Annotated in this window: 13 protein-coding genes and 4 pseudogenes; 9 read left to right on the top strand and 8 right to left on the bottom strand. The window is 66.0% G+C overall.

All coding sequences use genetic code 11. The features are described 5' to 3' along the window. Position 1: 1 nt before the first annotated feature. The gene (locus AB0M22_RS30425) at positions 2-1,126 is read right to left on the bottom strand and encodes an NAD(P)/FAD-dependent oxidoreductase (protein ID WP_364734204.1); all 1,125 of its coding nucleotides are present in this window, start codon (positions 1,124-1,126) and stop codon (positions 2-4) included. Positions 1,127-1,274: 148 nt separating this feature from the next. Here AB0M22_RS30425 and AB0M22_RS30420 point away from each other — a divergent pair, with 148 nt between their 5' ends. After that, the gene (locus AB0M22_RS30420) at positions 1,275-1,541 is read left to right on the top strand and encodes a phosphopantetheine-binding protein (protein ID WP_364734201.1); all 267 of its coding nucleotides are present in this window, start codon (positions 1,275-1,277) and stop codon (positions 1,539-1,541) included. Positions 1,542-1,548: 7 nt separating this feature from the next. On the opposite strand, the pseudogene AB0M22_RS30415 reads toward AB0M22_RS30420, so the two are convergent. Further along, positions 1,549-2,215, bottom strand: a pseudogene (locus tag AB0M22_RS30415) (FCD domain-containing protein). On the opposite strand from AB0M22_RS30415, the gene AB0M22_RS30410 reads away from it, so the two are divergent. The 5 genes from AB0M22_RS30410 to AB0M22_RS30390 all read left to right on the top strand — a co-directional run bounded on the left by AB0M22_RS30410 (position 2,183) and on the right by AB0M22_RS30390 (position 10,455). Continuing rightward, positions 2,183-3,295, top strand: coding sequence for an enolase C-terminal domain-like protein (locus AB0M22_RS30410; protein ID WP_364734199.1), 1,113 nt, complete (start codon positions 2,183-2,185; stop codon positions 3,293-3,295). The pseudogene AB0M22_RS30415 and the gene AB0M22_RS30410 sit on opposite strands and share 33 nt — an antisense overlap. A gap of 423 nt (positions 3,296-3,718) precedes the next feature. Further along, positions 3,719-5,512 carry a hypothetical protein gene (locus tag AB0M22_RS30405; RefSeq protein WP_364734196.1) on the top strand — a complete coding sequence of 598 codons (1,794 nt, stop codon included), beginning with the start codon at positions 3,719-3,721 and terminating at the stop codon, positions 5,510-5,512. 41 nt (positions 5,513-5,553) lie between these two features. Continuing rightward, the gene (locus AB0M22_RS30400) at positions 5,554-7,392 is read left to right on the top strand and encodes a hypothetical protein (protein ID WP_364734193.1); all 1,839 of its coding nucleotides are present in this window, start codon (positions 5,554-5,556) and stop codon (positions 7,390-7,392) included. Positions 7,393-7,514: 122 nt separating this feature from the next. Further along, the gene (locus AB0M22_RS30395; protein WP_364734190.1) at positions 7,515-8,867 is read left to right on the top strand and encodes a cytochrome P450; all 1,353 of its coding nucleotides are present in this window, start codon (positions 7,515-7,517) and stop codon (positions 8,865-8,867) included. 127 nt (positions 8,868-8,994) lie between these two features. Then, positions 8,995-10,455 (top strand): aldehyde dehydrogenase family protein, encoded by a 1,461-nt coding sequence (locus AB0M22_RS30390; RefSeq protein WP_364734188.1) that lies wholly within the window; start codon positions 8,995-8,997, stop codon positions 10,453-10,455. Between the two features lie 7 nt (positions 10,456-10,462). Here the strand turns inward: AB0M22_RS30390 and AB0M22_RS30385 are convergent. Both AB0M22_RS30385 and AB0M22_RS30380 read right to left on the bottom strand, forming a co-directional pair. Further along, positions 10,463-10,843: pseudogene (locus AB0M22_RS30385) on the bottom strand (ABC transporter permease); the annotation flags it as partial. A 35-nt stretch (positions 10,844-10,878) separates the two neighbouring features. After that, positions 10,879-12,071, bottom strand: a pseudogene (locus AB0M22_RS30380) (IS701 family transposase). Between the two features lie 226 nt (positions 12,072-12,297). Here AB0M22_RS30380 and AB0M22_RS30375 point away from each other — a divergent pair. Continuing rightward, the gene (locus AB0M22_RS30375; RefSeq protein WP_364735153.1) at positions 12,298-12,720 is read left to right on the top strand and encodes a hypothetical protein; all 423 of its coding nucleotides are present in this window, start codon (positions 12,298-12,300) and stop codon (positions 12,718-12,720) included. Positions 12,721-12,762: 42 nt separating this feature from the next. On the opposite strand, the gene AB0M22_RS30370 is transcribed toward AB0M22_RS30375, so the two are convergent. Next, on the bottom strand, positions 12,763-14,067 hold the full coding sequence (locus tag AB0M22_RS30370; protein ID WP_364734185.1) for an NtaA/DmoA family FMN-dependent monooxygenase: 1,305 nt from the start codon (positions 14,065-14,067) through the stop codon (positions 12,763-12,765). A gap of 201 nt (positions 14,068-14,268) precedes the next feature. Between AB0M22_RS30370 and AB0M22_RS30365 the strand changes: the two are divergent. Then, positions 14,269-14,427, top strand: a pseudogene (locus AB0M22_RS30365) (VOC family protein); the annotation flags it as partial. 17 nt (positions 14,428-14,444) lie between these two features. Here AB0M22_RS30365 and AB0M22_RS30360 read toward each other — a convergent pair. Continuing rightward, positions 14,445-14,975 carry a DUF1697 domain-containing protein gene (locus AB0M22_RS30360; protein ID WP_364734183.1) on the bottom strand — a complete coding sequence of 177 codons (531 nt, stop codon included), beginning with the start codon at positions 14,973-14,975 and terminating at the stop codon, positions 14,445-14,447. Positions 14,976-15,168: 193 nt separating this feature from the next. Between AB0M22_RS30360 and AB0M22_RS30355 the strand changes: the two genes are divergently transcribed. Next, positions 15,169-15,531, top strand: a complete 363-nt coding sequence (locus AB0M22_RS30355) for a VOC family protein (RefSeq protein WP_364734180.1) — start codon at positions 15,169-15,171, stop codon at positions 15,529-15,531. Positions 15,532-15,613: 82 nt separating this feature from the next. Here the strand turns inward: AB0M22_RS30355 and AB0M22_RS30350 are convergent, their stop codons facing one another. Both AB0M22_RS30350 and AB0M22_RS30345 read right to left on the bottom strand, forming a co-directional pair. Then, entirely contained in the window at positions 15,614-16,495 is an 882-nt protein-coding gene (locus tag AB0M22_RS30350; protein ID WP_364734177.1) for an aspartyl/asparaginyl beta-hydroxylase domain-containing protein, read from the bottom strand. Positions 16,496-16,585: 90 nt separating this feature from the next. Then, positions 16,586-20,029, bottom strand: a complete 3,444-nt coding sequence (locus AB0M22_RS30345) for an amino acid adenylation domain-containing protein (protein ID WP_364734174.1) — start codon at positions 20,027-20,029, stop codon at positions 16,586-16,588. Positions 20,030-20,373 lie beyond the last annotated feature (344 nt).

Genomic DNA, 20,373 nt, shown 5'->3' with positions numbered 1-20,373 from the left:
TTCACGGGTTCCAGCGGGTGATCTCCGAGATCACCGCGTTCTCGGGCACGGCGCGCAGCAGACTATTGCGCACGGCGGTGCCGAACCTGGTGCGACGCAACATCACCGGAATCAGCCACCGCGACCGGTTCTGCACCGCGTGGACCCTGGAGCGGCGGCGCAGTACGTAACGCCGCAGCGCGTCGGGCACCTGGGCCGCGTCCACCTTCGACAACTCCTCGGCCAGTACCAGCGCTGATTCCATCGCCATGGACGCGCCGACGCCCGCGGTCGGCAGAAAGGCCGCGCCCGCGTCGCCGAGCAGCACGACCCGGCCGAACCGCCAGTCCCGCATGCGCAGATCGGCGAGGTCGAAGCAACCGACCTGGTCCAGATCGTCGAGCGCGTCGAGCATCCAATCCTGCTGTCCGGTAACGCCGTACAGTCGATCGCGAAGCTGCGCCGGGGTTGTCGGGGCGTCCGACGCACGCAGCGCGGCCGCGCAGCCGACCGGTCCGGTGGTCGGGTTGTAGCCGAAATATCTTGCGGTGCCCCAGAACTCGTGCGACTCGTCGGGCGCGACGCCGATACCCCGCGTCCACCAGGTCCACAGCCGCAGACCGGTGCGGCGCATCGGCACCTCGCCCGCGACCAATCCGCGGATGCCGGAATCGATGCCGTCGGCCCCGACCACCACGTCGTATTCGGCACACGCGTCGTCGTCGAAGCGGGCGACGACGACCCGTCCGTTCTGCTCGAGGCCCGTCACGGTCCGGGCCATCCGCACCTCGGCGCCGCCGGCATAGGATCCGAGCAGCTCGATCAGCTCGGCTCGTCGGAGCGCGCGCGGGACACCGTCGCCGAGGCGGCCGCGAAAGTCGAAGTCGCGCAACCGGCCACCGCCGTCGACGTGCGTCGAGTAGGTGTTGATCGGGACCGTGAGCGCGTCGAACCGGCGGCCCAGGCCGAGATGTTCGACCACCAGGCGGCCCATCGGCCACAGCGTGATCACATAACCGACGTCGCCGTACCGGGCCACCCGCTCCACGACGGTCGGTTCGATTCCGTTGCACCGCAACGCCGCGGCCAGGGTCAGGCCCGCGATGCCGCCGCCGACGACCAGCACCCGCGGCGCGCTCGTCCTCATGGCGGCAAGTCTAATTTCGGCGAGGCGATCGGCTCATCGGTCGAATGTTGATCTGTGCTCAACACCGGTCGTAACCACGCCGTTCGTTGAGGTCCATTCGGATCATTCGATCCAAGACCTCTCCGGCACCGGTCATTACGCTCGAATGGTGTCCGAATACACGTTGCCGATCGTGCTCGACATCTTCGAGACCGACCTCGGCATGGACGTCCGGCAGCCCGATCCCGAGACCATCCTGCTCGGCGATCTGGGCTTCGATTCGGTCGCCGTCGCGATCGGGACCGTCGCCATCGAGGAACGCCTCGGTGTCCGATTGACCGTGCGCCAGTTGCTTTCCTGCTGGACGGTCGCCGACATCGTCGAAGTCGTCGACGCGGCATTGCCCGCCGCGGCGCCCGACTGCCGTGGCGGGTAGCCGCGGCTCAGTCGTGCAGCGCGGCGAGCATCCGCTCTTTGCCGGAGAGAATGTGCGCCTCCATCAGCCGGCCCGCCGTCACGGTGTCGCCGGTGGCGATGGTGTCCAGGATTTCGCCGTGCTGGCAGTTGGAAACGTTTCGGGCGGCGTCGGATTCGAGGCCGTGCCGGCGGAACAGGTGCAGTTCCTTGGAGACGTCGTCGTAGAGATCGGCCAGGCGGGGATTGCCGGATAACGCGACCAGGGTGCGGTGCAGGTCGACGTTGCGCGGGTAGTAGTCGTCTACCGCGGGGGACGGCGGCTTGCAGCTGTTCGACCTTGGCCCGCAGCTCGGTCAGCTGCTCGGGCGTAATGCGTTCCGCGGCCAGGCGGCCGGCCAGGCCGAACAGGCTGGCGCGGATGTCGTAGAGCTGCGCGGCCTCGGCGACCGAGACCTCGCGCACGAACATCCCTCTGTTGGTGCGGAATTCGACGAGCTTGCCGCGCTCGAGCTGGCGCAGCGCCTCGCGCACCGGGCCGCGGCTGACGCCGAGCCGTGCGGCGAGGGACGACTCGTTGATCCGGTCGCCGCCGCTGAGCGCACCCGCGATGATCAGCTGCTCGAGTTCCTCGGCGATCACCTGCAAGAGCGAACTGGACTGATGTTCGGCCACTCGCCGTTGCAGCGCGGTCATCGCCTGCGTCTGTTCGGTCATCACCGTCACTCCCTTGCCCACACCCGGTCAACAGCTCCGCAGTCTCGCATAGCGAACAGCGCGGGAGAGATCTTGCGCCGCCGCATCATTCCGCGGCTGATGCAGGCCGACCCGGACGAGCTGCTGACCGAGGACGGCGCGGCCATCGATCCGGCGGCATGGAAGTTCATGCTGCGCAACGAGAAACCCGGCGGACACGGCGAACGGTCGGTCGCGGTCGGCGTGGTCGACATGGCGCTGTTCGATCTCGCGGCCAAGCTCGCCGGGCTGCCGCTGTACAAGTGGCTCACCCGGCACTACGGGCTCGGCGCACCGGACGAGGACGTGTTCGTCTACGCGGCCGGCGGCTACTACGCGCCGGACAAGGGGCTGACCCAGCTCCAGGAGGAGATGCGCGGCTTCCTCGACCAGGGCTACGACGTGGTGAAGATGAAGATCGGCGGCGCGAGCCTGGCCGACGACGTCAAACGGGTCGAGGCGGTGCTCGAGGTGCTCGACGGCGACGGTTCGCGGTTGGCCGTGGACGCCAACGGCCGATTCGACCTCGACACCGTGCTCGAGTTCGGCCGCGCGCTCGCCCCGTACGGCCTGTTCTGGTACGAGGAGCCCGGCGACCCGCTCGACTTCGCCCTGCACGCGACGCTGTCCGAGCGGTACCCGGGCCCGCTGGACACCGGCGAGAACCTCTTCTCGCTGCCGGACGCCCGCAACCTCATCCGCTACGGCGGCATGCGCCCCGACCGCGACTACCTCCAGTTCGACCCGGTGCTCGGCTACGGCCTGGTCGAATACCTGCGGATCCAGGACATGCTGCGCCAGCACGGCTGGTGCGCGCGCCGCTGCATCCCGCACGGCGGCCACCAGTTCTCCCTGCATATCGCCGCGGCGCTGCGGCTCGGCGGCAACGAGTCCTATCCGGGCGAGTTCCAGCCCACCGGCGGTTTCGCCGACGCCGCCGTGATCGAACACAGCCGGCTGCGGCTCACCGACACACCCGGCATCGGCTTCGAAGACAAGGCTGAACTGCACCGAGTCTTCCGGGAGTTGCACACGGAGTAGCGCCTCCCCGCCACAGGGCCGCAGACCGGTTAAGATCAATGCGGCCCATGTGGACGTGGCGGCGTCCCTGGGTGTACGGGGAAGTGGCCCGCCCAGCGGCATATCGACCTTCCGTTGGGCGGGCCACACACCGTGGCCGTCCTCGGCTCGCGCGGGCGCCGAAGTTGTTGCGGCGCAGCGATCGACCCGTATCGCGATCCTCTTCTGCGGCCGTATTACTCGATGGCCGAACCACATTCGTGCCGAATCTCGCCTGTTTCACCTGGTCGAGGCGCCGTGCATGTGCACTATTGCCGATCGGAATCTTTCTGGCTTATGTCAATGGTGGCTGTCTGGGTCGCAGTGGTGTGCTCGTTGCAGACGACGCGGTCGATAGTCCTCGGCTGCCGTCGTGCCGTTCGGACACACGAGAGGAGCCGATTCGTGGCTTCGGTTACACACTGGGGGCGCTCGGTCCGCGATGGGCTGCGCTGGTCGGTTCTGGCGGCGGTCGCCATGGCGGCGGCGGGAGTGCTGGTGCCGGTGGGGGCCGCTTCGGCGGAGGAACCGGTTCCGGTCAGCACCGCGACGGATCGGCAGGAGCAGGTGCTCGAGGTTCGGGACGGGGTGATCATCTCCAACGTCACCTACCTGCTCCCGTTGCCCGCCGGCGCACCCGCACACCCCGCGGCCTGCGACCGGGCGGGCTATCTGAGGTACCGCCCGGTCGGCGGACCCGCCGAAGCCAAGGACGCCGATCACGTGATCGTGCAGCAGCCCGGCGCGATCGGTGGCGCGGTGAACAACGACAGCGTTGCCGCCAACACCGTGGTCGCGGCGAAGGCGTCGGGACAGAATGTCGAGTTCTGGGCGTTGGCGCGGCGTAGCTCGTGCCTGGATGAGACCGCCGGCTTCGACTACGCGCTGCGGACCGGCAATTATCTCGACGCGGTCGACTACTACTTCAACCACAAGCCGATCGACGGCCAGGTGTTCCCTGGGTTCAAGGATTCGCCGGATCTGGCCGTGCTCGATGGCATGGGCATGGAACGGATCATTCGCGACGAGTACGAGATGATGCTCGCGGAGATCCCGGATCAGGCTGTGCGGCAACAGAAGTACGTATGCACGGGCATCTCGCTGGGCGGCTTGGTCACCGGGTTCTTCTCGGACTGGGACTTCGACGGCAACCCGGCGACGACCAGCGACGCGGGCTACAACCAGTGCGCGGCGTTCGCCGCGCAGGACACCATGATCAGCAGCGATCCGGTGGCGATTCAGAACATGCCGTTCCTGCACGACCTCACCAACGCGATCGTCGGACCCACCAACGACGTGGTCAAGGCCGTCGCGAATGTCGGTGTGCTGCCGCGCGCACTCGTTTCGGTGCCGGTGGTCGGAGCCCGGACGTTCATGATCTACCGGCTGGCCGGTCTCGCGGCGCATCTGGCGCCGGATGAGGAGAGCCAGCTGCTCGCGCATCTGCCGCACGACCTCGATATCGACGCCTCGCTCGATTACATGTTCTCCGGCTCACTCACCGGGTTCGCCACCAACGGTGCGGACGGGTCCGGCAGCATGCGTGATTACCGGTTCACCAATACGGCTTTGCTCGGCGAATTCATCGACAACAACTCCGGCAACTTCGCGCTGTTCCAGCAGGGTGTCGGAGCGCTCGCGGGCGGGCCGGTCACCGACAAGGCGTTCCCGATTCCCGGCTCGGTCACCCAGATTCCATTGCTCGGCGGATTCCTGCGGGCCGTCGCCGGATCGCAGACGCGCGTGCGGCCCACCGATCGCAACGTGCTTTACACCTGGCGGAACTACGACGACGTCCGGGGTATTCCGTACACCTCGCCGAGTCACGAGTCCTCCGATATCCGGGACGCGGCAAGGCAACTCGGGACCGGCGGGCCGTATGCCTACTGGGAGACCTACTTTCCGGCCCGGCTGTTCATCGATATCGGTGCGGGCTACGGCGGTGCGCGCAGCGGCGACCTGACGAACCTGCGCTACCACAACATGGCGCAGACCAAGCCCAGCTACATCGCTTACGCCGGTGACGGTTTCGTGCAGCTCGGTGCGCTGACCGCGGTGCCGGCCCCGCCGACCGCACGGGTGGTGACCCTGCCGGGCTACAGCCATGTCGACGTGATCGGTGCGGCGCGGGTGCAGAACGACGGCAAGGCCGACGCCAGTGCGCAAACGCTGGCCGACTTCGTGAAAACCCTTGGATGACAACCCATAACGAAGCAGTGCAGACCGGAAAGCGGGGAGCGATGCGGCTCACCAGTCGGATCAGATTGATGCTGGCCACGGCGATTTCGATGGCGATCACGGCGGTATTGATCGTCGCCGGCCTCTCGGTGCCCATATCGACCGCCGCGCCTGGGGTTTCGCCGGGGCCGGATCGGGTGGAGGTCAGCCCGGTGACCGGCGATCCGGGCCTCGGTGATGATGTCGAGGAAACCTATGTGCGACTGCATTATCCGAGTCCGTATTCCACGATGGCGCATCCGGAAGCGTGCGACTGGATTTCGTTCGTGCGGTATCGGTCGAAGAAGGGCCCCGAGCAATCCGCCGACGCGGATGCGGTGCTGACTGTGCAGCCGGGCACCTTCTCGGGTGCGGCGAACATGAACCCACAAGCCCCGCAGGTGGTTCGGAAGGCCGCGGCGACCGGCAAGTTCGTCGAGTACGTGTCGCTGGACCGCCGGGCGAACTGTGCCGAGGACCGCACCGGGTGGGAAGCCGCGAACAAGGCGGGCGACTATCACGTCGCCGCGGACTATTACTTCGGCGGCAAGGCGATCGACGGCAAGTCCTATCACTACCAAACTCCCCAGGATCTGAGCTATCTCGGCGAATACGGCCTGGCGCTGACCATGGACGACTGGCGGGTGGTCATCGAATACCTGCTGCCCGACCCCGGTACCCGGACCAAGAGCTTCTGCGGCGGTCACTCGCTGGGCGCCTTCCTGACCGGGCCGATGATGGCGTGGGATTTCGACCAGAACGCGGCCACCACCGAGGACGCGGGCTTCAACCTGTGCGGTGGCGGCATCATCCCCGAAGACGGATTCGCGATGACCGACCCCGTCGGGTTCGCGGGCGCGCCGCCGTTGGACATGTTCTTTTCCGCCGTCGGTGGCGCGGTGAAGAACGGCGTGGACTGGTTGTTGAAGAACGGTCTGGGCGTCGCGCAATGGCCGGTGCTCGCGGCCAGCGAGATCATGAACGCCTATCAGCTGGTGGGCATGGCCGCGGACCAGAATCCGGACGGTGAAAGCGATCTGAAGACTCTGGTGCCGGGGGATCTGCGGACCGAGCCGTGGATGCGGACGTTCTACGGCAAGGACTATCTGGACCTGTTCACCGGCCAGAATCTGCCGCGGGATTTCCGGCTCACCAATACCGCGGCACTGGGAATGCTGTTCGACCAGAACTCGGCGGAGTATGTCCTGCAGGCGGGGATGGGATATTACGACTGCCCGACGGTCGGCAAGACCTATCCGATTCCGAACGGGCTGGCGTCGGTGCCGATCCTCGGACCGACCTTGTTCATCATTCCGCTGCGCGTCGGTTACGGCCAGAACTACACCCCGGTCGACCACAACCAGCTGTGTGGCTGGAAGAACTACGACCAGATGCCCGCGTCCACGATCGACGGTATCGATCCGGTCCGGGGCAACCCGACCGACCGCGACCACGAGGTCACCGACGTTCGTCAGTTCGCCCGGGCGATGAATCCCGGCGGGCAGCCGACCGATTTCTTCGAGGAGTACACCCCGCTGCGGATCATTACCGACACGATCTTCGCGCTCGGGCTCGGTCGCGACGGTGAGCTGAAGCAGTTGCAGAACCGCAGCGGCGGCGTCCTGAACTTCCTGCTGCACGGTGACCGTTGGCAGAGCACGCCTTCGGCGCGGCGCAACCTCACCTTGCTCTCGGGTGACTCGCCGTTGCAGAACGCCGGCTACGGCGGCATCCTGCCCGCCAACGCCAAGATCATTCCGGGCTACCGCCATTACGACGTGGTGACCGCCGCGGAACGGCAGAACAACGGGATGCCGGAGATGGCGAGCAGTCTGATCGCGAATTTCCTCACCCAGCCGTGAGCTGACCGCCGAAGGGGTGCTGGCATTTTGGTGGAAGTGCCGTTGTCACGCGCCCCTTTCGGTGTACTGTCCAGACACATGTCCAACGCGAGTACGGGCAGGTGTTCTGGGAAGGATTGTCGATGGCACTGGTCAAGCCGCAGCGGGTGTCCGGGGGCGCCGACGAGCACGGGCATCTGGAGGAATTCCGCAGCGATCCGATCGCGTTGATGCGGCGGGTCCGGGCGGAATGCGGGGATGTCGGCGCGTTCGAGCTGGCCGGGCGGGACGTCATTCTGCTGTCCGGGGCCGATGCCAACGAGTTCTTCTTCCGGGCCGGTGACGAGGAGTTGGATCAGGGCGCGGCGTATCCGTTCATGAAGCCGATCTTCGGTGCGGGAGTGGTGTTCGACGCCAGCCCGGAGCGGCGGAAGGAGATGCTGCACAACCAGGCGTTGCGGGCGGATCACATGCGGGGGCATGCCGCGACGATCGCCGGTGAAGTGGATCGGATGCTGGCGCAGTGGGGGGACGCGGGGGAGATCGATCTGCTGGAGTTCTTCGCCGAATTGACGATCTATACGTCGTCGTCGTGTTTGATCGGGCGCAAGTTTCGGGGCGAGCTGGATGGGCGGTTCGCGCATCTGTATCACGAGCTGGAGCAGGGGACCGATGCGCTCGCCTACGTCGATCCGTACGCGCCGATCGAAAGCTTCCGTCGCCGGGATGCGGCGCGGGTGCAGTTGGTCGAGTTGGTGCAGGCGATCATGGACGGGCGGGCGGCGAAACCGCCGGCCGGCAAGGGTGATCGGGACATGCTCGATGTGTTGATCTCGGTCAAGGACGAGGAGGGCGCGCTGCGGTTCTCGGCCAGTGAGATCACCGGGATCTTCATCTCGATGATGTTCGCCGGACATCACACCACCTCGGGGACCGCGGCGTGGACGATCATCGAATTGCTGCGGCATCCAGAGGTTTTGGGCTCGGTGGTGCGCGAGCTGGACGAGTTGTACGCCGACGGTTCGGAAGTCAGCCACAATGCGTTGCGGCAGATCCCGAATCTGGAAGCGGCGCTGAAGGAGACGTTGCGGCTGCATCCGCCGTTGATCATTCTGATGCGGATCGCGCGGGACGAATTCGAGGTGTGCGGGCATCGGATCGCGGCGGGGGACATGGTGGCGGCTACGCCGGCGATCTCCAATCGCATCGCGGCGGACTTCCCGGAGCCGGATGCGTTCGATCCCGCGCGGTATCTCGATCCGCGGCAGGAGGACATCGTCAATCGGTGGACCTGGATTCCGTTCGGGGCGGGGCGGCATCGGTGCGTGGGGGCGCCGTTTGCGTTGATGCAGCTGAAGGCGATCTTCTCGATTCTGTTGCGGGACTGGGAGTTCGAGCTGGCGCAGCCGTCGGATACCTATCGCAACGATCACTCGAAGATGGTGGTGCAGTTGCAGCAGCCGTGCCGGGTCCGGTATCGGCGCCGGCGGTCATAGACGGAGATGCGCTCGTATTGGACGAGCGCGCCGAATATCCTCGATTCGCCGGTCCGGCGCAGGGAATTCCGGTACTGCCTTGGGTGCGGCAGCGTCGGTGCTGGGCGCGGGATCGAATCGAGGAATAATGACCATTGCGCGAGGGCTGCTGATCGGTGGCAAGGATGTGCCGGCCGAGGGTGGCCGGACCACCGAGGTGATCACGCCGCATACCGGCGCCGTGTATGCGACGGTGGCCGCCGCTACCGCTCCGGATGTGGCGGCCGCGGTGGGTGCCGCGGCCGCGGCGGCCGGTCAGTGGGCCGCGGTGCGTCCGTTCGCCCGGCGCAAGATCTTTCTCGATGCGGCCGACCTGCTCGATGCCAGGCTCGAGCAGGCGGTGGCCTTGATGGCGGGCGAGACCGGCGCCACCTTCGGCTGGGCGGCGTTCAATGTGTCGTTGGGTGCCAACATGTTTCGCGAGGTTGCCGCGGCGGTGACCGCGCCGCGTGGTGAGGTGCTCGCCGCCGAACAGCCGGGTGCGCTCGGGTTGGCGGTGCGGGAGCCGCTCGGCGTGGTTGCCGCGTTCGCGCCGTGGAACGCGCCGATCATCCTCGGTAGTCGTGCGGTCGCCGCTGCGCTGGCCGCCGGAAACACCGTGGTGCTCAAGCCGAGTGAGGCCGCGCCGATGTCGAGCGGGTTGTTCATCGCGGATATCCTGCGGGAGGCGGGATTGCCGGACGGCGTGCTGAATGTGGTGACCAACGATGTGTCCGATGCCGCCGAGGTCGCGCAGGCGCTGATCGGTGACGAGCGGGTGCGTGCGGTGAACTTCACCGGCTCGACGAAGGTCGGCCGGGTGATCGGAGTCCTTGCGGCGCAACATCTCAAGCCCGCGGTGTTGGAGTTGGGCGGAAAGAATTCGGTGGTTGTGCTCGCCGATGCCGATGTCGACTATGCCGTGCGTGCTGCGGCGTTCTCGATGTGTGCCAACGCGGGACAGATCTGTATGTCGGCCGATCGGTTGCTGGTGCACGAGTCGCTGGCGGAGGAGTTCACCACCAAGCTCGTCGCGGCGGTGTCCGGGCTCCCTACCGGCAGTCCGAAGGATCCGGCCACGGTGATCGGCCCCTTGGTCAGCGAGGCCGCGGCCGCGCGGGTTGCCGGATTGATCGCCGATGCGACCGGCAAGGGTGCGAAAGTGCTTGCCGGTGGCGGTGTTCCGCAGGGCGCGCGCTATCCCGCGACGTTGTTGACCGGTGTGCCGCGCGAGGCGGAGCTGTATCACGCCGAGTCGTTCGGCCCGGTGTGTGTCATCGACACCTTCGGCACCGACGAGGAAGCCGCGGACAAGGTCAACGACACCGAGAACGGGCTGTCCGCCGGGGTGATCACCGAGAATCTCACCCACGGGTTGCGGGTGGCCCACCGGTTGAAGACGGGCATCGTGCATATCAACGATCAGTCGGTCGGCGACGAACCGCAGGCGCCGTTCGGCGGGGTCAAGGGGTCCGGCTACGGGCGGTTCGGCGGGCGCTGGGGTATCGAGGCGTTCTCCAACACCCGCTGGATCACGATGCTCACCCAGCACGCCGAGTTTCCCGGCTGAGCGCTGCCAACGGGTCGCGTTTCACCACCAGGCCGGCGATCGTCATGGACAGGCAGGCGAAGAACGACGCGCCGAGGAGCACGGCGACCACCGCGCCGAACAGCTTCAGCGGGTTCATCGTCATGTGCACGCCCATGAGCAGCGCCAGCACCACGATGATCAGCACCTGTGACACCGCGCGGACGCCGGCGGCGAAGCATTTGCCGGTGATCAGCGCGGCGCGGGGTGTGGGAGTGACCATGAGCTTGTTGAGGATTCCGGCGTCGCGGTCCCAGATCAGCAGGATGCCGTAGCAGATCGCGATGAACAGCGCCGACTGCGCGATGATGCCCGGCGCGAGGAAGTCCAGGTACGGCAAGTCCCCGGTGGGGATGGTGTGCAGCCGCGCGCTGGCCGGTCTAGTACTCCAGCCGGACTTCATCTTCAGGTGAGCCGACTCGATCGTCGCTGGTAGTGGCTCGTGCGGGCACGGTGTTGATGTCTGCGTCGCCAAGTCGACCAGTGCAGCCGGTATGTGATGGTTCGGATCGGTGTGAGCATGATGACGGCGAAGAGATGCCTAATCTCGTTGCGGGTGAAGGCGATCAGGCCCTCGGGTGTCGGTTCGGCGGTGCGTTGATCGATGGCCAGGACGGTGAGTAGGGCGTGGGCGAGCATGGCCAGCAGGGTCCAGCGGTGCCTGGACCGCCAGCGGCGGACCTGATGCTGGTCCAGGCCGGTCAAGGTTTTAGCGGTCTGGAAATTCTCCTCGGTCGATCACCGGCGGCCGGCGACTTTCACCAGTCTGGTGAGGGTGGTGGGTCCGGGTGCGTAGCAGCGGTAGTAGGCCAGTTCCCCGGTGTGCTGGTTGCGGCGGATCATCAGCCAGCGCTTCCCTGGCGGTGTCTTCTCGATGTCGGGACCGATGCTGATCCAGACCCAGTCGTAGAGGCGAGGGCCTTTCGCGCCGTCACCGGCCGAGAGCGGCTGCCACGCCCGCCGTGGCAGACTCTTTGCGAGGACATCGACGCGAACCCGGCCCGCACCGCCGCTCACACGGTGATCGCAGGCGACAGCGAATACGTAACCAGTGCTGCGGGATTCGAGTTCCGCGCGTAGTTTGGGGTCGCCACCGTAGACTTCGTCGCCGCTCACCCACCTGGCCGGCACTCCAGCGTCCAACGCAGCCACGATCATGTGTTTGGCCAGTGCGGGTTTGGTGGCGAACCCGGCATCCTCAGGCACCCCTGCCGCGGCGCGGCGGACGGGATCGCTGCTCCACGAGCGCGGCAGATACAGGGCTCGCTCGATGAACGCATGTCCTGTGGTGGTAGCGTAGGTCAGATACACCGCGACCTGGGCGTTCTCGATGCGGCCCGCAGTGCCGGAGTACTGCGTTGCACCCCGACGGTCATGATGCCTTTCTTCAAGTCCTCGGTTTCATCGACTATCAGCGTCGCCTCGGTGTCACCAAGATGGGCAACAACGTAGTCGCGCAAGTCATCTCGCATTCCGTCGTCGTCGGCGACCGCCTCGGCGAGCAGGTGTTGCATCGCGTCCGGAGTCGTGTCCCCAGCGTGTTCGGCCAAGGTCCAGCAGTTCTTGTTCGGCAGTTCCGACACCATCCCGGCCAGCATCTTTCGTGCCGTGCGACGGGTTTCGACGCGGGCGAACCGTGACCCGAGGCGCCCAGCCAGGCCCTCGAACTCGGCCTGCCATCGGTCAGAGTTTACGATTTCCGCCGCGGCCACCGTCAATTCAGTTGTGTTCCACACAAACACGACATGATCACGCGGTGGCCGCCTGACTTCCCGGCAGACCCGCCGTCCATCGCAATCAGCACCCCTAACCTCAAGGACCGCCGTGAACGAACGCAGCAAGGGTCGGCCGCACATAAATCTCTCCGCCGAAGATCCTCGGTTGAGCGTACGAGTGGTCAACCAGCGTGGTCTGCAACGCCTGCAGGATGAGGCGAGCGCATTGCATCTGGCTTCATGGAGCTCGAACAATGCCCTGGCCCATCAGGTCTCGGACGGCTCGGTAGCGTTCCTGTGCCCAGTGTTTCGAAACGGCGCACCAGTGGATGAACCTGAATCCTATCGATGCTACATCTGGTTCGTGCAACGCCCCGAAGCGTCCCACAGGTCCGGAGACCATGGGGCGGTGTCCCTGATAGACGTCACCGCGGAGTCCTTCGAGTCGCTACGTGAAGTTACAGACCCGGTACGACTCACCGCCATCATCCGCTACTTACTCGACAGTCACCCGCCGACAGAGTTGGATTGACGAGCCAACGCCCTGCCAGCATCTAAAAGTCCGGCTGGAGTACTAGGCGGCGCTGTGCGGGGGTAGGGGAGGGAGTTCGAGGTTGTCGCGGAAGGTGGTGCCTATGTAGTCGGTGCCGATGATGTTGCGGCGGCGGAGTTCTGGGAGGAGGCCGTTGAGGAGGTAGTCGCGGGTGCGGGGGTCGGCTAGGCCGCCGAAGCTGATTACGTCGAGGACGCCGGCGTCGTAGCGTTCGGTGATGGCGTCGGCCAGTTGTTCGGGGGTGCCTGCGGCGGCCCAGTGGCCGGTGTCCTTGGCGGCGATGATCAACTCGCGGAGGGTTTTTCCGGAGCGGGCGAAGCCGTTGAAGATTTCTACGCGGCCGCGACGTCGGTGGACTGAATGCACTTCGGGGAGAAGGTGTTCCGGGATCGGCCTGTCCAACGGGAGGTCGGTGAGATCGACGCCGCCACCGAGCATGTCGGCGAGGGCGATGCGGCCCGCGTCGAAATCGGTGGCCTCGTCTCGTTCGCGGACCAGTTGGCGGACTTCGGTTTCGGAAGATCCGTAGGTGGCGTGGAACGAACTCATGATCAGGGGGAGACCGTCGGCCCGGCCCAATTCGGTTGCGCGGGTGCGGATCTTCTTCGTGTAGGTGATGGCGTCGTCGAGCGTCGGTAGCGAGGTGAAGACGACCTCGGCGAAGCGCGCACCGAGTTCGATGCCCGCCTCGGATTGGCCGGCTTGGAACTGCACCGGGCGGCGCTGGGGCAGGGGCGGGATGTTCAACGGGCCGCGCACGGTGAAGTGCTTGCCCGCGTAGTCGATCGGCCGGACCAGGTCGGCGTTCAGGATCGCGCCGCCGTTTCCGTCCGGGGTCAGGGCGCCGGGGTGCCAGCTGTCGAACAGCGCGTTGACGACCTCGAGGGATTCCGCGGCGCGTGCGTAGCGCTCCTCCGGGGACGGCAGGTCCTGGTCGCCGTAGTTCTCCTCGCCGACCGAGGAGGTGACCGCGTTCCAGGCGGCGCGGCCGTTGCTGACGTGATCGAGGGTGCCGAACAGGCGGGCCAGATTGAACGGGTGGTGGAAAGTCGTTGTCACGGTGGCGATCAGGCCGACGTGCGTGGTGACCGCGCTCAGTGCGGACACGAAGATCAGCGGTTCCTGGGCGCCGATCGCCCCCTGATTGCCGAAGGTGAGCAGGTCCGCGGCGAACAATGCGTCGAACTTGTTGGCTTCGGCGAGCTTCGCGATCTCGATGGCCGAGGCCAGCGTGGATGTCCCCGGATCTAGCGCGGCTCCATAGGCATCGGGCGAACCACTAACTCCGGTAACAGTTTTCAACGGCCGCCGCCGTGTAGCACCCACTCGTTCGACGTTAGGACGCCCGCTCGTGCGAGGCGATGGTTACTCTCGGCGTGAACGAAATCGCCGCCGATTGCCCACCGAACGCCCCGGGCGTCGAGACGACCTGGTCGGCAGCGTGCGGCACCATCGAGTCATGCACATCGCCTACATTTTCGGCGATCTCAGTGGACCGACCGCACCGACCGTTGACGGCAGCGGGGTCATCTGTATGTCGAGGATGCCGACATGGTGTTCGCGCGCGCGGTGACGGCGGGCGGCAGCGTTGTACTGCCCATGGGCGATCAGTTCTGGGGCGATCGATACGGCATTCTGCTGGATCCGTTCGGGCACCGGTGGTCGATCGGCGCCCGGATGACCTGACCGCTGCCGGGGTCGGCTCAATCGAGCATGCCGGCGATCTTGCGGACGGTGTTGCAGTTGCGGATGGTCATGCGCTGGGAGGGGCCGGGGCCGGCCAGTTTGGAGATGCCGGTTTTGTTGACGTCTTTGCCGTCGAAAGCCCAGAGGATCGCGCCAGGAACGTATTTCACGGTGTCGATACCGTCCTTGGCGGGCAGCTTCTCGACGATGTCGGGGGAGTCGATGTCGGCCCACAGGAACATCACGTTGCAGCCCATCGACTTGCCGTGGATCCAGTTGTCCGGCAGGGCGTCGGTGATCTTCTTGTAGGCGGTTTTCGTGAGGGTGACCGCGTCCACCTTGAAACCGAAGGTGTCCTTGATGATTTTCTCGACCGAGTCGTTCACCTTGGCGGTCGCCAGTGAACTCTTGACCAATACGTTGCCGGAATTGATATAGGTTTTCACGTCGGTGAATCCGCCCTCTTCCAGGGCTGCTTTCAGGTCGGCCATGCTGACCTTATTCTTGCCGCCGACATTGATGCCTCTGAGGAGGACGACATATTGCATGGGCCGGATTTTACGCGAAGCGCAGTCGGGATGTCACTGTATTGCTACCGAAGTCGTTGACCGCCAGCGGATACCGGCCACTGGGCGCGCGGACCACCGCCCACGCGCGACGCGACACGGATCGCCGGGCGAAACGCCGATGTTGCTGGATGGAAACTATGACTTTGTCGGTACCCGATGGGATGCTTGGCTGATGGACTGGAAAATCGAGCTCATCGCGATCCCGGTGACCGACGTGGATCGTGCCAAGGACTTCTACACGAAGATCGGTTTCAACCTCGATCAGGACAATGCCCAGGGTGATCTACGGTTCGTGCAGCTCACCCCACCCGGCTCCGCCTGCTCCATCTGTATCGGCAAGGGCATGCCGCAGGGCGAACCCGGCAGTGTCCGCGGCGTCCACATCGTGGTTGCCAGCGCCGATGACGCCTACAAGAAGTTGCTGGACGCGGGTGTGGACGTGAACCCGGTCGAGGAACTGAGCTGGGGCAAGTTCGTGTACTTCGCCGACCCGGACGGTAACGAGTGGGCCGTCCAGGAGTTGCCGATCAAGTAGGAGTGCCACGGCATCGTGCGGTGGTGGGTGTCCCGGGCGGCACGCCACCACCGGCATGATTTCGTGGCCTCGTGCAGGGGCGCTACCCGGTCAGGGCCCAGTCGTTGATGGAGAATCGTTCGCCGAGCGCCCTGGCGTCGACCATGTACTCGCTGATCTCGGCCGCCTTGGCCGCCAGATACTTGTCGCCCGTACCTTCGCAGATCCGCAGCAGCCACTCGTAGGTCTTCTCGGCCGGCACCTCGTAGTCGAAGTGGACCTTGGCGAGCAGGAAAAGGATGTCCTTGAAGTTGCGGCGGTCGACCACCGGGGTCAATCCGAGCAGTCGCTGCTCGTCGGCGCTGGTGAAGGTCCGGCGCTGCCGGATCTCCGGTGGGGTGTCGCGGTTGTAGGTGCCGCGGTCACGGAAGATCGCCGCCTCGTCCCGGTCCGCGTCCAAGACGAAATCGACGCATATCGATTGGCGCGACACGGTCGAGAAATTCACCGCCGAATGCACGGCCGCCGCGTCGAGGTACCACAATTCGCCGGGCCGCATCCGGAAAACATGGTCGCTGTCGGAGTGGAAGGCCTCCGGGTTGTCCTCCAGCACCATGAATGTCCGGAAGTAGTTGTCGTTGTCGCGTTCCAGCTCGACGAAGTCGCGATGCGGCAGCACCATGGCGTCGATGAGATTGCGGGCGCGCACCATCTTGACCCGGTTACGGTCGAAGACCGTTTCCACCAGATCGGTCAGATAGGTGGTCTTACGCCCGTGATCGGTGGTGATCGCCGCACCCTCGATGTCCCGGTATTCGGTGTCATCGGTGAGTCCGCTGCTGTTGGCCAGCGAGATGTTCTTCCAGTATCCGGAGGAGAACTCGTCGTATTTCTCCTCTACCCGCGGCACGCCGGCCAGGTAGTCCAGATCGGACGCTAAACGGTTCCCGTCCAGGTCTATACGAGCAATAATGTGTGACCGCATGTGCCTTCCCTAATGTAATTCGAGGCTCCGTCGATACAGAAGTCCCGATCAGTGATGTACCGCTGCACAATCCCGCCGAGGCCGAACCAGCTACGCAATCGTCGTGTCCACCTCTCCGTTCCCGGCCTCGGGCGGCGACCCGGAATTGTCGGACATCGCCGCCAACATCGCGTCGAGTTCGGCCTCGGGCAAACTCGCGATCCAGTTGTCGTCGTCGACCTCCAGCCCGCCGGGCGCGTCCTGGTCGAGCCCGCCGAGCATGTCGGCCATCGATTGCAGGTTCGAGTTGAGGAACAGCGTCTCCATCGGCACCTCGAGACCGAAGCCGGTGCGAATCCGGGACACGAGCTGCACGACCATGAGCGAATGTCCGCCGAGTTCGAAGAAGTTGTCCTCGGCGCCGACGCCGTTGAGGCCGAGCATGTCTTCCCAGATGGCGGCCAGCGCCGTGGCGGTCTCGCCTGCTGGCGGGGCCATCGAACCGCGGGACTTCGCTTCGGTGCGTTGCAGCGCCGCGAGGGTGCGCTGATCGATCTTGCCGTTGCTGGTGAGCGGCAGTTCGTCCTGCACCAGGATGGTGGTGGGCACCAGCCAGTCGGGCAAGGTGCGCAGCAGCGCGCGCCGCAGTTGGGTCGGGGTCGGCGAATGATCTTCGGCGGGCACGACGCAGGCCATCAGTGCCTTGGTGCCCACTCGATCGTCGGCGACGAACACCGCGCACTGCGCGACCTCCGCCAATTGCAGTAGCGCGGAATGTGTTTCGCCGAGTTCCACCCGGTGGCCGCGGATCTTGAACTGCTGGTCCGCGCGGCCGAGGTAGGCGAGTTCGCCGTCGCGGCGGCGGATGGCGGTGTCGCCGCTGCGGTACATCCGGGCGCCGGGTTGCGCGCTGTACGGATCGGGCAGCATGCGCGCGGCGGTCATGGCCGGCGCCCGCTGGTAGCCGAGGGCGACGCCGGCGCCGCCGACGAAGATCTCGCCCGGAATGCCCGGCGGCACCGGCTCGAGTTCGTCATCGAGCAGATACAGCGTCAGGTCCGGCAGCGGCCGGCCGATCAACGACCCGGACTGATCGGTGTCCGCGCTGGATAGTCGCCGGAAGGTCACGTGCACAGTGGTTTCGGTGATGCCGTACATGTTCACCAGTTCCGGCCCGCGGTCGCCGAAGGTGCGGAACCACTCGTGCAGGGTGGCGAAGTTCAGTGCCTCACCGCCGAATACAACGTAGCGCAGCGAGAGTTCGACCGGCTTGGCGACGGCGACCTGGGCGAGTTGGGCGAAGGCGGACGGGGTCTGGCTCAGCACCGTCACCTCCTCCCGCGCGAGCAACTCCAGCAGCGCGTCCGGAACCCTGGTCAGCCACTGCGGGACCACGACGACGCGGCCGCCGTGCAGCAGCGCGCCCCACAGTTCCCAGACCGAATAGTCGAAGGCGTAGGAGTGGAACAACGTCCAGACGTCGTGTTCGCCGAGGTCGAACACGTGCTCCGCCGCGGTGAACAGGCGCAGCACGTTGGCGTGTGAGACCACCACGCCCTTCGGCGTGCCGGTCGAGCCGGAGGTGTAGATGATGTAGGCGGGAGCGGACGGGGGCACGACGGCGCTCACCACGTCGGTTGATGCGTTCGCGAGTTCGTTTGCCTGCCAGTTCAACTCGATGATCGGCGCCGAGGTGGCGGGCAGTCGATCGGTGAACTCGGGCGCGGCGAGCACCGCGGTCACCGCGCAGTCGGTGAATTGGATCGCGGTCCGGCCGGCCGGACTGTCCGGATCGATAGGCAGATACGCCGCACCGCATTTCAGCACGGCGAGCACCGCCGTCGGCAGGTCCACGGTTCGATCGACCATCAGGCCGACGATCGAACCCGGCCTGACCCCATGGCCGACAAGCACATTCGCCAGCCGGTCGGACCGCAGGTCCAACTCGGCATAGGACAGCCGGGAGTTCTCATCGCACACCGCGATCGCGTCCGGCCGGTGCACGGCCTGGTAGCGGAACCGTTCGTGCAGCGCGGTGTCCACCGCGCCGAGTTCGGTTCTGCGATCGCCGACCAGTTCGTCGTGTTCGGCCTCGGTCAGCAGCGGCACCGTGCACAGCGGGCGATCGGGGTCCGCCGTACCCTCCTCCAGCAGCCGGACCATCCAGCGGCCGTAGGTCTCGACGGTGGACTCGTCGAAGAGCGCGTCGTCGAACGGGAAGTAGCCGATCACCCGGTCGTCTTCGCACCACAGCTCGACCATCAGATCGTAATGCGTTACCCCACCGTCCAATTCGGCGAAACCGACGTCGAGGCCGAGCAGGTCCGGCGGCCGCGGGGCCGCGTCGCGCAGGCTGAACGAGGTCTGGAACACCGGCGTCACGCCGGGCACCCTGGCCGGGGCCAGCTCGCGGACCAGCATGTCGAAGGGCAGATCCTGGTTGATCAGCGCGCCGGCGAACACGTCCCTGGTGCGTTGGATGAGCTGCCGCAGGGACGGCCGGTCGTCGAGCCGGACGCGGACCGGCAGCCAGTTCAGGAAGTAGCCGAGCAGCTGTTGCAGCGCGGGCTGCGAGCGACCGGCGATGGGCACGCCGACCACCAGATCCTGCTGCCGCGTCAGCCGGGACAGCAGGGCGAAGTAGACGGCGAGAAAGACGACGTTGAGGGTGGCTGAGTTCTCCTTCGCGAGCCGGCGCGCGGTCGCGGTCAGCGGCACCGGGAACTCGATCGGGCAGAACTTGCCCTGCGAGGTCCGAATCGCTTGCCGCGCACGGTCGGTCGGCAGCTCGAGCAGGCCGGAGTAGCCCGCGAGCTGAGTCCGCCAGAAGTCGAGCTGGCGCTCGAGGGACTGCTTGTCCAGGATCTCCCGTTGCCAGTAGGCGAAGTCCGGATACTGCACTTCCAGCGGCGCGAGGGTGACCGGCCTGCCGAATTCGTCGGAGTAGTACGCGCCGAGTTCGGTCAGCAGGATGCCCAAAGACCAAGTGTCGGAGACGATGTGGTGCTGGACGAGGAGAAAGAGGTGATCGTCCGCGCCGATCTCGTACACGTCGCAGCGCAGCAGCGGGCCGGTGAGCAGGTCGAACGGCTCGCCCACCGACTCCGAGGCGTGGTCGCGCGCGGCCTGTGCCGGGTCGGGCAGGTCGCGGAACGGGTGCACGACGAGCGGCACGTCCATGTGATCGAGCACGACCTGGCGGGGGTTGTCGTCCTTCAGCACGAGTACCGTGCGCAAGGCCTCGTGCCGCTCCACCACCCGGGCGATGGACCGGCGCAGCGCCTCGACATCGAGCGGGCCGCGCAGTCGTAAAGCGGTGGGCACGTTGAAGATCTGACGCTGAGTGAACAGTTCGTTCATGAACCAGAGGCGCTCTTGTTCGAACGACGCCGGTATGTGGGTGAGGTCGGCCGGTCGCCGGCGGATGGTGCCGGTCGATTCCCCGCCGCGGTCGGCCATGATGCGTTCCACGAGGGCCCGCTGCGCGGGGCTGAGCGCGGCCAGTCGCTGCTGTAGGACGTGGTCGCCGGCGGTCTCGTCTCGTTGCTCGATCATCTCCCCGTTCCTCTCCTATCGCCTCGGCAAGCGCCACGTGCGGCCGTCGTCCGTGCAGGGGTCGTGGACCGAAGGGGTGCGCTCGACAATCGGGGCAGTGCACGGTCACGAGTCTCGAGCGCCGCATCGTCTGTGCGGCGAGCCGACGAGTCACCCCGAGATACGGTGAATAGTGTGTGGCTTCTGTCGGACTTCCCCCAAACACTGTCACAGTCTCGGTGATGTCTCCAGCGACACTGTACTCGACATACGAGAGCCGGGCTAGCGTACCGACCGGGCGAGATGCGCCGGTCATGCCCGAAATATGCGGCCGGACAGGGACGCCCAGAGGCTACAGGCCAGGT

The sequence above is a fragment of the Nocardia sp. NPDC051756 genome (genome assembly GCF_040681495.1).
In the GTDB taxonomy this organism is placed as follows: domain Bacteria; phylum Actinomycetota; class Actinomycetes; order Mycobacteriales; family Mycobacteriaceae; genus Nocardia.
Note: the sequence above shows the minus strand (reverse complement) of the source record. Positions and strands in the feature narration are given on the sequence as shown.

Bases quoted from the DNA above. Each gene is read 5' to 3' on its own strand.
- AB0M22_RS30360 (WP_364734183.1), bottom strand. From the start codon at position 14,975: ATGCAATATGTCGTCCTCCTCAGAGGCATCAATGTCGGCGGCAAGAAT.
- AB0M22_RS30400 (WP_364734193.1), top strand. From the start codon at position 5,554: ATGCGGCTCACCAGTCGGATCAGATTGATGCTGGCCACGGCGATTTCG.
- AB0M22_RS30425 (WP_364734204.1), bottom strand. From the start codon at position 1,126: ATGAGGACGAGCGCGCCGCGGGTGCTGGTCGTCGGCGGCGGCATCGCG.
- AB0M22_RS30390 (WP_364734188.1), top strand. From the start codon at position 8,995: ATGACCATTGCGCGAGGGCTGCTGATCGGTGGCAAGGATGTGCCGGCC.
- AB0M22_RS30350 (WP_364734177.1), bottom strand. From the start codon at position 16,495: ATGCGGTCACACATTATTGCTCGTATAGACCTGGACGGGAACCGTTTA.
- AB0M22_RS30345 (WP_364734174.1), bottom strand. From the start codon at position 20,029: ATGATCGAGCAACGAGACGAGACCGCCGGCGACCACGTCCTACAGCAG.
- AB0M22_RS30395 (WP_364734190.1), top strand. From the start codon at position 7,515: ATGGCACTGGTCAAGCCGCAGCGGGTGTCCGGGGGCGCCGACGAGCAC.
- AB0M22_RS30410 (WP_364734199.1), top strand. From the start codon at position 2,183: ATGTTCGGCCACTCGCCGTTGCAGCGCGGTCATCGCCTGCGTCTGTTC.
- AB0M22_RS30355 (WP_364734180.1), top strand. From the start codon at position 15,169: ATGGACTGGAAAATCGAGCTCATCGCGATCCCGGTGACCGACGTGGAT.